The sequence below is a fragment of the Clostridium sp. OF09-36 genome, assembly GCF_003481985.1.
In the GTDB taxonomy this organism is placed as follows: Bacteria; Bacillota; Clostridia; order Lachnospirales; family Lachnospiraceae; genus Brotaphodocola.
On record NZ_QUMD01000010.1, the window covers coordinates 52832 to 64931 of the forward strand.

At 43.4% G+C, this 12100-nt stretch carries 9 protein-coding genes, 1 tRNA gene and 2 pseudogenes; all 12 read left to right on the forward strand.

Annotated elements, in window-relative coordinates; all coding sequences use genetic code 11:
- The first annotated feature begins 38 nt into the window (after nt 1–38).
- Nucleotides 39–934, forward strand: a pseudogene (locus DXA97_RS09715) (hypothetical protein).
- Nucleotides 935–961: 27 nt separating this feature from the next.
- Entirely contained in the window at nt 962–1180 is a 219-nt protein-coding gene (locus DXA97_RS09720) for a DpnD/PcfM family protein (protein WP_106765261.1), read from the forward strand.
- A complete protein-coding gene (locus tag DXA97_RS09725; protein ID WP_005340528.1) occupies nt 1177–1545 on the forward strand; it encodes a hypothetical protein in 369 nt (122 codons plus the stop codon). Before DXA97_RS09720 ends, DXA97_RS09725 begins: the two co-directional genes overlap by 4 nt.
- Before the next feature lie 14 nt (nt 1546–1559).
- Nucleotides 1560–5174 carry a class I SAM-dependent methyltransferase gene (locus DXA97_RS22145; protein WP_347561547.1) on the forward strand — a complete coding sequence of 1205 codons (3615 nt, stop codon included), beginning with the start codon at nt 1560–1562 and terminating at the stop codon, nt 5172–5174.
- Complete coding sequence (locus tag DXA97_RS20875) at nt 5171–9091, forward strand: helicase-related protein (RefSeq protein WP_243107612.1); 3921 nt, start codon at nt 5171–5173, stop codon at nt 9089–9091. The genes DXA97_RS22145 and DXA97_RS20875 overlap by 4 nt, the downstream gene beginning before the upstream one ends.
- Before the next feature lie 13 nt (nt 9092–9104).
- The gene (locus DXA97_RS09735; RefSeq protein ID WP_117477952.1) at nt 9105–9722 is read left to right on the forward strand and encodes a class D sortase; all 618 of its coding nucleotides are present in this window, start codon (nt 9105–9107) and stop codon (nt 9720–9722) included.
- Complete coding sequence (locus DXA97_RS09740) at nt 9715–10113, forward strand: hypothetical protein (protein ID WP_117477953.1); 399 nt, start codon at nt 9715–9717, stop codon at nt 10111–10113. Before DXA97_RS09735 ends, DXA97_RS09740 begins: the two co-directional genes overlap by 8 nt.
- A gap of 3 nt (nt 10114–10116) precedes the next feature.
- Entirely contained in the window at nt 10117–10806 is a 690-nt protein-coding gene (locus tag DXA97_RS09745) for a SpoVG family protein (RefSeq protein ID WP_117477954.1), read from the forward strand.
- Nucleotides 10807–10865: 59 nt separating this feature from the next.
- Nucleotides 10866–11084, forward strand: a pseudogene (locus DXA97_RS09750) (DUF6674 family protein); the annotation flags it as partial.
- A 163-nt stretch (nt 11085–11247) separates the two neighbouring features.
- Nucleotides 11248–11442: a helix-turn-helix domain-containing protein gene (locus tag DXA97_RS09755; RefSeq protein WP_002591239.1), complete on the forward strand. Its 195-nt coding sequence runs from the start codon at nt 11248–11250 to the stop codon at nt 11440–11442.
- A 29-nt stretch (nt 11443–11471) separates the two neighbouring features.
- Nucleotides 11472–11861 (forward strand): hypothetical protein, encoded by a 390-nt coding sequence (locus DXA97_RS09760; protein WP_118293907.1) that lies wholly within the window; start codon nt 11472–11474, stop codon nt 11859–11861.
- 19 nt (nt 11862–11880) lie between these two features.
- A tRNA-Ile gene (locus DXA97_RS09765) sits at nt 11881–11953 on the forward strand.
- Nucleotides 11954–12100: the final 147 nt, after the last annotated feature.

Sequence of the window (12100 nt, forward strand, 5' to 3'; positions counted from 1 at the left end):
AGAGAGGGCATAGTCCCTCTCTGAGACTGGAGGTAAGAATGGATTTAAAAGATATGATACTGGTAACAGAAAACGACAGGGGAACAGAGACAAATATGCTGATGACTCTGGATGATTATAAGAGTTTTATAGCAGTTGATGACATGTCAGAGCTTGCAGACAATTTGTTGCAGCTTGGAAGGACGCTTGGTAAACCAGATAACTTCACAGAGTATTACAGGGCAGCAAATGTAACGGTATCTGCGAGATTCTGTCTGGATGATATTCAGCTGGGACACTTTCTTCAGGGATTTTATAACGATTCCAAAGAATTTCGGTTTGATAAAGAAGCCAGTTCTTATGAATGTGTTGCAAAGCTTAAGGAGATTGGAATGACCGATAAGGCTGGGTGGATGATTTTAACCTGCATTATGAAATGGAGAACCGCTCATTTGAAAGGGGACAGACATTTCATAACTTCAATGACCATGATTACATGGTGCTTGAAGCATTATCACCAAGAAATCTTGTGGTGATGGATATGAAGTCAGGTTCTCTTACAATCGCCCTTGGTGCGACAGAGTATAAGCGTTATCCGAAGGATGAGAAGCCTACAAAGGACAATACCACAATCGGGGTATCGTGGGAGCATGGCATTTATCTAGGTTCCACACTTTCAACTACAAATTTCAAGGCATGCAAGAGGGAGTATGGCACACCGGAAAAGATAGAGGATATCTATGATTACAGGGCAAAGCTAAAGCAGAAGTTCTATTTTTATCAGGATATGTCAAAGGATGATGATGTACCGAAGAAGCTGCAGAATGACTTCCTTCACCAGATGTATGAGGATTTTGGAACGATTGAAGAGGACTGTTTTTACGACAGGCTGGAAGATGGAAAGTACGATGAAGGCTTTAAGGAAAGACAGGTAAAGGAAGAAAAGAGCCGGTGATGAGATTTTTACAGGAGGCGATATCATATGGAACAGGAATTTGATGTTGAGATAAAAGAAGTGCTTTCACGAGTACAGAAAGTAAAGGCAGAGTCGCTTGACGATGCCATCAATAAGGCAATGGATATGTATTATGCAGAGCAGATAGTCCTTGGAGCAGAGGACATGAAGGGAGTTGATTTTGCGCCTATCAGCGAAGGTCAGCTCCCTTATTCATTAAAAGAAAACGGAGGAAAAGCAAGATGAAAAGTGATTCAACAACAGTAATTAAGAACATGGAGTTTTTAGTAAAGGAACTTCATAAGGAGTGGGACAGATCGGGTGCTTCTAAGGCATCCGTTATTATTTCCCTTGAGGAAGTAGATGGTATCAATGATAAGTTAAAAGAGATTATCTATCAGACACAGAAGTCAGTCGATGAGGATGAGCTGACCTTTAAACAGAGCATTGCAAAGTCCAAGGAGTGCTATGTGATTCTTCGTGTGGTGCGTAAGATTGCAAAGAAAAAGGATAAATGCGAAAAACAGGCAATCGACAATGAATTTGCAATCGAGCTGGATAAGGATGAGTTAAAGCTATTTAAGGGATTGTTTGCAGAGATGTTTAAGTAGAGGAGGACAAAGGTATGGGCGTTGATATGAAGGTCAAAGCGATATACGATTCTGAAATTGGTAACATCACAAGATCAGAAAAGAACTGGAAGGATGTGTTAAAGGTTGCAGGTCAGTTATACCGCTATGAATTTGACAATATCGTTATGGTAACAGCTCAGAGACCTCCGGAAAAAAGCACACTCATGGCAGATTATGATACCTGGAAAAAGGTGGGAAGATATGTAAAGCGTGGTGCGAAAGGCTGTGCTATCTTCCCATCAAGGGCACTGAATCCACGCATGAGATATATCTTTGATATCAGTGATACCGGAGGGAAGAATGTCAAACTGACATGGGACCTTGAGGGAGAAAATCTTAAGGATTATGTGGATTTTCTTGTGTCAGAAGGTCAGATTGAGCAGTACGATAACAGCGACAGGGAGTCTCTAAAAAATATATTAAAACAGTTTACAGGAACAGATGTTTGGCTTATAATAAAAGAAGAGTTCGGAGACCGAATGACCGAGCTTATGCAGCTATCAGGTAGTGTGATAAAGGAAGAAAGTAAGAAACGCAATGGCTTACAGCAGGAAATGGACATGGAGCAGCTTGTATATACAAGTGTCATGTATGCTGTAGGGACGAGATGCGGATTTGACTTATCTGTGCAAGAACAGGATTTTAGTCAGATCGTAAATATCAAAGACGAAGAGATCATTTACCGTCTTGGTTCCATTGTATGCGATGTCTCCTGTAGTGTTCTTAGAGAATTTAGTCGTAACTTAAAGGCAATCGAGAGCGAAAGGAGAATTGGATATGTTAGAAGAAATGGCTTACAAGGAAGTGGACGGACTGCTTTACCCGCAGATAGAGATGCCGGACGAGACGGAGGATCTCACGAAGCTGGGCAAATACGGAAGGATGGCGATGAGTTATCTTCAGGAGAACGAGCCGGCAAGATACAAGACGCTGATGAGATTCGGGAAGATGTACGAGAAGATGTCAGCGGTAGAGGAGGAAGCGAACCAGCTGTACGACCAGTTAGAGATGCAGTATCTGGCGAAGCACAAGCCACAGAATCCGTCATCGACAATGGAGATGTGGAAGATAAGGGAGCAGGCGAAGATGCAGGCAGAGGAAGTGGTACTCCATCAGATAGTGATGCGATTCCACTAGAATCTGAGGATACAGAACTGAATAGGGAACTTGATGAAATCAATTCATTGGGTGTTAGTAAGGAAGCCGAATATACACAGGCTTCCTTTTTTTTCGACCAGAACGGGCAGGCAAGCATTGGCACCATTCATACTGAGGACGAAAACAATAATCAGTTTATGCGTCAGTTCGAGCAGGACAGAAAAGCTGCATTAGCAGGTAAATATAATTACCTGAATCCAAAAAAGTCTGCAATAGTACCAGGTGAGTATATCAAACAGGTGCTTATGAGAGGTACAGGTTTTATCGGTGGCAAGGGCAGGGTATGCAAGATTTTTGAAACAGAGATTGATGCAGGAACCAGGGCAAAGCGTATCAAAGCAGAGTATGGTCAGGGAGGTGCAGGCTGGCCGGTTGACGGACTAGGACTGCACGGATATGACACATTTCATGGGAATGGACTGCGTTTTCAATGGCGAGATGAGGATGGAGAGGTTGAAGGATATGTTTCGTGGAAAGATATCGAAAAAGAGCTTGGTGTACTTATTCTTACAGGGGAATACCAGCCTGAGACACCTCGTATTGATGAGCTTGCGATGGACGGACTCCGTGAGGATGATGAGGTCATTGATGCCGAATACCGGGAAGTGGAACCGGAGGAGGCAGAAGCAGAGATTGATGATTATGCAATACCGGATGAGCCGGAGAGCTATGCTTCTAACAGAGATTATGTAAGTGCAAAAGGCATGACACCACATGACACTGCCGATGAAGACCGCATGGTAACACAGGCAGAATATGGTGCAGAGATAGAAGCTGAAACAACTGAAAAAGATCCATCAGAGCTTCAGTATATTACACCGATTGATTATGCCAAGCGTATTGCAGAGCTTGATGAAGACCTGCGTGATGTGGCGGAGATTCTTGTAACAGATTGCAGCTGCTACACTCCGTTTAGGGCATTCCTTATGGATGTGGTGCAGTCTGATTTTGCATTTATGCCCAATAAACTTGACCTTATCAGGGATATTGCATTAGGGACAGATAATGCAGAAAGAAAGGCATATTCCAACAATAAGTATGGTCTTGTGGAGTACTCAATCAGAAGCGGTTATGTGAAGATCAGCTATAAGAACAGGAATGGTGTGCGTAAGGAAGGTGCACTCGACTGGCGTGAGTTATACGAGATTTTATCCTATATGGTAAAACAGCCATTTTACTGTGGAGAAGACCAGAAGAAGTATTATCAGGAGACAAAACAGAAGGCTGACAGGGATAAGATGAATCCGGTCTATAAGAGATTCTTTGATATCGAGGATAGTGTAAAAGCCAACCGTCTTGAAACCAGGGAAAGAGCAATAGCGAATGGCTGGGAAACCAAGATTGATGAGAATGGACATGTGGTTTCAGATGATGCAGTACAGAAAAAACACAACTTCCACTACAATCTCTGGGAAATGGAAAAAGGCGGTGCCAAGACCAGATATCAGTGGAATATGGATGCAATCCGCACTTTAAAGCAGATAGAATCAGAAAACAGGCTTGCCACACCGGAGGAGCAGAAAGTTCTGTCGAAGTTTGTCGGATGGGGCGGACTGTCACAGGCATTTGACGAGGAAAACGCAGGCTGGAGCAAAGAATATGCAGAGCTGAAAGAACTTTTATCCGATGAGGAATACAGTGCTGCAAGGGCAACAGTAAACAATGCCTTTTATACTTCACCGGAGATTGCCATGTGCATGAACTCGGCACTTGTCCAGTTTGGTTTCAGAGGCGGCAATGTATTAGAGCCATCTATGGGTATCGGTAACTTTTTTGGAAGTATGCCGGCACCTATGCAGAGAAGTAAGCTGTATGGGGTGGAGCTTGACAGCATTTCAGGAAGAATTGCAAAGCAGCTTTATCAGAATGCCAATATCAGTATCACAGGATTTGAGAATACCACATATCCGGATAACTTCTTTGATGTGGTTGTCGGAAATGTGCCATTTGGTGATTACAAGGTATTTGATCCAAAGTACAACAAGTATAACTTCCGTATCCACGATTATTTTCTGGCAAAAGCACTTGACCAGGTAAGACCGGGAGGCATGGTTGCGGTGATTACCACAAAGGGAACACTTGATAAGGCAAATCCTACTATCCGAAAGTATCTGGCTGAAAGAGCAGAACTTGTGGGAGCGATAAGACTTCCGAATACTGCATTTAAAGATAATGCAGGAACCGAAGTGACAGCAGATATCCTGTTTTTGCAGAAAAGGGAGAGAAAGATTGATATTGAGCCGGACTGGGTACACCTTGGTGTAACTGAGAATGGCATTGCAGTCAACTCTTATTTTGCAGAGCATCCGGAAATGATGCTTGGATCTATGGAATATGACACAAGGATTTACGGACAGGACAGCAGATACACAGTCTGCGTGAATGATGATGAGAACTTCAATATTTATGAAGCATTAAACAAAGCTATCGGTAATATCAAAGCCAGATGACAGATTTTGAGAGAGTGGCAGATGAGGCGGAGCAGACGGAGGAAGTTATCCCGGCTGATCCGGATGTGAGAAACTACACTTACACATTTTTTGAAGGAAAACTCTATTACAGGGAAAATTCCGAGATGGTAAGAAAAGAAGTATCACAGACTGCCGAGGAGCGAATCAGAAGCCTTGATGAAATCAGACAGATAACAAGAGATCTGATTGATATCCAGATGGATGGCTGCAGCGAGGAGGAGCTTTCTGATAAGCAGAGACTTCTTAATGTAAAATATGATGCCTTCGTAAAGCAGTATGGAGCCATTACTTCAAAAGCAAACAGAATAGCTTTCAGAGATGACAGCGATTACCCACTTCTTTGCAGTCTTGAAGAAGTAAATGAAGACGGGGAGGTGAAAAAAGCGGATATGTTTTATAAGCAGACGATTAAGGCAAAGACTGTCATAGACAGGGTTGAGACTGCTGTGGAAGCATTGAATGTATCCGTCAATGAATTTGGATATGTAAATCTTGCCTATATGCTCTCTATCTATGAGCCGGATATTACTAATGTAAAGGAAGAACTTGCAGAAAAGTCCGGGCAGACAGCTGATGAGATAACATTTAGTGATGATGCTTTGGCAGAGCTTAGAAGGGCAGTTCTTGTGGAAGAGCTGGATGGATTGATTTTCCTAAATCCCGACCGCTACAACGAGAACAATCCCGACATCGGCTGGGAGACGGCAGACGAGTATCTTTCCGGCAATGTGAGAGACAAGCTTCGTGTAGCAAAGGCTATGGCAGCGGATACAGGCAATCCGCAGGCAGAAAAATTTGCAGGCAATGTGGCAGCACTTGAAAAGGTACAGCCGGAGTGGATTGAAGCCTCGGATATTGATGTAAAGATTGGCACGACATGGATTGAGCCGCTTGATTATGAGCAGTTTATCTATGAGCTTCTCAATACACCAAGACGGGCAAGGGCAGTCAGAAGCCAGTTTTACAATACAGGCATTCAGGTACACTTAAATAAGATGAGCATGGAATGGTTCATCGAGAATAAAAGCATGGATAAGCATTCAGTGGCGGCTACTAAGACCTATGGTACAAGCCGCATGGATGCTTATTCTATTTTTGAGGATACGCTGAATCTAAAGACAGTAACAGTCAGGGACAGGATTGATGACGGTGATGGCAGGTATCATTACGAAGTCAATAAGAATGAGACAATGCTTGCAAGGGAAAAGCAGAACATGATCAAGGAGAAGTTCAAGGAGTGGCTGTTTGCAGAGCCGGAGCGAAGACAGAAATATGTGGAGTATTACAACGAGACATTTAATAACATCCGCCTGCGTGAGTATGACGGAAGTCACTTACAGTTTCCGGGAATGAATCCGGCGATTGAGTTAAAGCCACACCAGAAAAATGCGGTGGCAAGAATTCTTCTTGGGGGAAATACTCTGCTGGCACACTGTGTCGGTGCCGGAAAGTCATTTGAGATGATGGCTGCCTGCATGGAGCAGAAGAGACTTGGACTTGCCAATAAGACAATCATGGTTGTACCAAAGCCGCTTATCGGTCAGACGGCATCAGAGTTTTTAAGGCTTTATCCGTCAGCAAATATCTTAGTTGCCACGGAGCGTGATTTTGAAAAAAGCCGCAGAAAGCAGTTCGTATCAAGGATTGCAACTGGTGACTATGACTGTATCATCATGTCACACTCACAGTTTGAGAAAATCCCAATCTCCGCAGAGAGAAAGGAGCGAATGCTTAACGAGCAGATTGATGAAATCAGCTATGCGATTGATGAGATGAAGGAGCGTAACGGAGAGCGATGGACTGTAAAGCAGATGGAAAGCCAGAAGAAAAAACTGGAGGAACAGCTGAAATCCTTGTCAGATGAGAGCAGGAAGGATGACCTTATTACCTTTGAGGAACTGGGTGTAGATTCTATTATGGTAGACGAAGCACATAATTTTAAGAACCTTGCGATTTTTTCCAAGATGAATAATGTGTCAGGTATCAGCAGTAGCGGAGCTAAGAAGTCAACGGATATGCAGCTTAAATGCCAGTATTTGTCTGAGATAAATGATGGCAGGGGTATTGTGTTTGCAACAGGTACACCAATATCCAATACCATGTGTGAGATGTATGTCATGCAGCTTTACTTACAGAAAGCGGCACTTGAAGAGATGGGGATTTATCACTTTGATTCTTGGGCAGCAAACTTTGGTGAAGTGACAACAGCACTTGAGCTTACTGTAGAGGGAAGCGGATTTCGTTTTAAGAGCAGATTTAATAAGTTTACGAATCTGCCGGAGCTTATGAATATCTTCCGTGAGGTAGCAGATGTGCAGACCGCAGACATGCTTGACCTTGATGTGCCAGCTCTCCGTGGCGGCAAGCCTATTATAGTGGAGTCGGAGCCTGACTGGTATGTGAAGCAGGTCATGGAAGACTTTGTTGTGAGGGCAGAGCGTATCAGAGGCGGTGGAGTTGATCCAAGCGTGGATAACTTTCTAAAGATTACCCATGAGGCAAGACTTCTTGGAACGGATGCCAGACTGATTGATAAGGATGCGCCGAACAATCCGGATGGAAAACTCAATAAGGTAGCGGAGAATGTATGGAAAGAATATGAGAAAGGAAATGCTGATGGTCATATAGGCTGCCAGCTTATTTTTTCGGACATCGGCACACCGGGACCAGATAAGGACTTTACCATCTACGATTATCTGAAAGAAACACTGATCCAGTATGGTATTCCGGCAGATGAGATAGCTTTTATTCATGATGCCAAGACGGATGCACAAAGGGACGCACTTTTTAAGGAGATGAGGACAGGTAAAAAGAAGGTTCTTATCGGTTCAACGGACAAGTGTGGAACAGGTGTCAATGTGCAGACACACCTTGTTGCAATGCATCATGTGGATTGCCCTTGGAAGCCTTCTTCTATTGAACAGAGGGAAGGACGAGGCATACGACAGGGTAATGAAAATGAAGAGGTGGCAATCTACAGATATGTCACCAAAGGGACATTTGATGCATACAACTGGTCGCTTGTTGAAAATAAGCAGCGATTCATCAGTCAGGTCATGACAAGCAAGGCTGTAAGCCGAAGCTGTGAGGATATCGACGAGGCAACACTTTCCTATGCAGAGATTAAAGCGGTTGCCACAGGCAATCCTTTAATCAAGGAAAAGATGGAGATTGACAATGATGTCCAGAGATTAAAGCTCTTAAAGGCATCCTATGACAATCAGAGATATGGCTTGCAGGATAACTTTATGATTAAGTATCCGAAGCTGATTAAGACAGCAACAGAAAAGCTTGCCAATGTAAGAGAGGATGTAAAGGCAAGGGATAAAGAGCTGATTGATAATCCGGAATTTGCCATTACCATAGGCAAAGTAACTTACACAGAGCGTGTGGATGGCGGAACGATGATGCTTGAAGCAATCAGTAAATGTAAGACCGGAGAGACAACTGTAATCGGTAAATTCCACGGATTTGAGCTGCTTGTGGAAAAGAACTTCCTTGGCATCAATTATATGGTGCTTCGTGGAAAGACAGAGTATAAAGCAGAGCTTTCCACAAGTCCTATCGGCAGCATGGTGAAGCTGGAAAACCTGTTCAATGGACTCCATGAGAACATTGATTTCTTTGAAAAGAAGATTGAGCAGTACCAGAATGACCTTGAAGCATCAAAGGCAGAGTATGACAAGCCATTTGCGTACAGCAAGGAACTGGAAGAAAAGCTGGCTAGGCAGTGTAAACTGAATGCCCAGCTTGACCTTGAGAACGCAAAGGCTGTGGATGCAGACCTGAGCGGACCGGAGGAAGAAAGAGAAGCTGATGACAGAATGGAATCTGCAGCAATTGTAGCAGAGGATAAAGGTGCTTATCCAGCCGACAGAGAGGGCAGAACACGATAGGAGAGTGAATAATATGAGCATAAGAAAAGTGGTCGCAGGACTACTGATTGCAGCAGGGATTGCCATTATGGCAGTCCCTTTTTTCTGGCGGACAACCGGAGAAAAACAGACAGAACAGCTCATAAGTGAATTTGAGCAGACATTGGAGGATGATTACGATGAAGAAACAGATGTGGAGGAAGAGCAAACCTCCATTAGTAAAGAGGATGAAGCCATTCTTAAAGAAGGCGGTGTTATCGGCATCATTGAGATACCGGGCTTAGATATCAGGTATCCGGTAATGGAAGGAACCACAAGTAAAGTGCTTAATGCAGGGATTGGTCATATAGAAGAGACTGCAGGAATCGGAGAAAGTGGCAACTGTGTATTGTGCGGTCATAATGGCAGCAGATATGGCACATTTTTTACACCACTAAGTCAGATATCCATAGGTGATGAAGTAATGATAACCGACAAAAATGGGCTGAAGCATATCTATGAGGTAATAGAGACAGAGGTAGTAAATCCGTATGATAACAGCATCAAGACACAGGGTACAGAAAAAGAATTAACTCTTTTTACCTGTTCCCAGAAAGGAACCATGCGTTTTGTGGTCAGGTGCATTTATAAGGAGGCGGTGATGGATGAATAAGAGATACCGATTAGGTGAGATAGAAGAGGCAGTAGCAGAAATGGAAGAGCTAATTGACATCGAGGATGATATTGCTGAGATTGATGATGACTTTCAGATAGTCGTAAGCGGCTGGTCTGTGTATGTCGAAAGCCTGAATCTGACACTCAGACAGGGAATAGCCTGTGTATGGGATGCAGAGGAAGGATTATTTATGCCTGATTTTGATGTGACTATCGTGTATGAGGGGAACATTGAAACACAGGAGTGGCTCTATTACGAGCAGGATGGAATGGTCGTTACACTTGGCAACTGGCTTAATGGCAGATTGTCTTGTGAACAGATAGAACAGCTTTGGTGTGAGCTTATCATACCGGAGCAAAACAAAGAACAAAAAGAAAGCGAGGAATAGCATATGAAGTATTCAATTAAAGTAAACGAAGTAAGAGCAAAAGAGGGCAGCAACATCAAAGGATTTGCAACAGTAGTATTTGGTGATTCATTTAAGATTACCAATATTGCAATCCTTGAGAATAAGGATAAGGGAGAGCTTTTTGTATCAATGCCAAGATACCGCTCCAATGAGCGTGATGAAAGCAACGGTGTGATCTATAAGGATGTGTGCAATCCTATCACAGCAGAGTTTCGAGAGGAACTCTATACCAATATCCTTGATGCCTATGCAAGAATTAAGGAACCGGAGAAAGAGGAGACACAGAAGCAGGAGCGTACACAGGAAATGCCGGAGTTTTCCGTAACTGTAACACCTTATGAGAGGGAAGGTAGTAACATCAAGGGACTTGCACGCATTTATTTTGAAAACAGTTTCATCGTAAATAACATCAATATCGTGCAGGGCAAAGAGAAAATCTTTGTATCAATGCCTTCTTATAAGACAAAGCAGGTGGACGAGCAGGGCAAGCCAATCTACCAGGATGTCTGCTATCCGGTCACAAAGGATTTCAGGGAAAAACTCTATAATGAGATTATCTCTGAATATGAGAAAGCAAAGGATAAGAGCAACGAAAATGCAAGAGAGAGTGCAGAGAAACATCATGGCAATCCCGATAAAGAGAAGGACAAAGAGGCGACGCCCTTTCGATAATCAGTAATCAGAGTACAGGGCGGCCAAGGCTGCCCCATTTACAGAATGGAGGAAACAGAATGGATATGGAAGCAGGAAAAACACTTACCAATGAGGAGGTCATAAGAGAACTTCTCGACTTATTAAAGAAAAATGCCATGAAAGAGCAGGCAAACGATGTATTTGAGATATGCAGCTATGTGGATGGACTGGAGAAAAAGATTGATTCCATGACGGAAGAACTCACCAATATGCAGAACCAGATCAAAGAAATGCAGGAAGATACTCTTGTCAATAATGGATAAGTTTTAGAATGAAAATCGACAAGAGGTTATAAAGCCTCTGCCGATTTTCTTTTTTTATAGGAAACAGCAGAAAAGAAGAGCGTGCAGAGCGTAAAAACTCTGACACGCTTATTTTTTTTACCATAAAAGCAAATGAGGACGGAAAGGAGCATAGAACATGGCGAAACGAAAGTACAAGCGTCTGCATTACGAGGACAGGCAGACCATAGAGGCTATGAGTAAGCAGGGCAGCAGTGTAAGTGATATTGCAGAGGCACTGGGAACGCATAGGGACACAATTTATAGGGAGTTCAAACGCTGCAACGCCACACTGAAAACCTACACGGCGGCAGCAGGGCAGCAGGCGTTATAAACAAGAATAACAAAAGAGAGGTAAGACACATGAAAAAAGTAGATTTTAATAAATTGCAGGCAGGCGACTTAGTAGAAGTGCCACGCACACAGTTTGCACCTATGCGTAGCGGCTGGAATGGCTGGTTATTCAGTGAGGCAGTAGTAATAAGAAAGGGCGTAGGAAGAAAAAGCAAAAAGAATGTAGTCGTAGTGGAAATGAGAACACCAGCAGGAAAGAACAGCTACGGGACTATAGAGGCTACATTTTACGCAGAGAATGTTTTTACTACGCCAGCAGCAAAGAACGCAAGAAACATTTTGAAGAAATACGGAATAGAGGACGCAGAGAGCTTTTACAAATTCATTGAGCGGGACGACGTAACGGGCTGCGATTGGATAAGATTTTTAATAGAAAAAGGCTTTTTATTTAATGAGTAGGCGGCAGCAGCCGCCACGAGTGCCGTTAGTTCAGCGGTTAGAGCAGCCGCCTCATAAGCGGCAAGTCGTGGGTTCAAATCCCACACGGCACATTGTGTAGCAGGCATGGCGAGCCTGCGGCAGAGGGCAGCAGGCTAATAGCTGCAATCTGTATACCGTGGAAAAATAGCGGCGGTCATACCAGCCAGAAAGTATGTGGACAGTCAACAGGTTTTCAGCTGCTTTTTAATGCGAAAAGC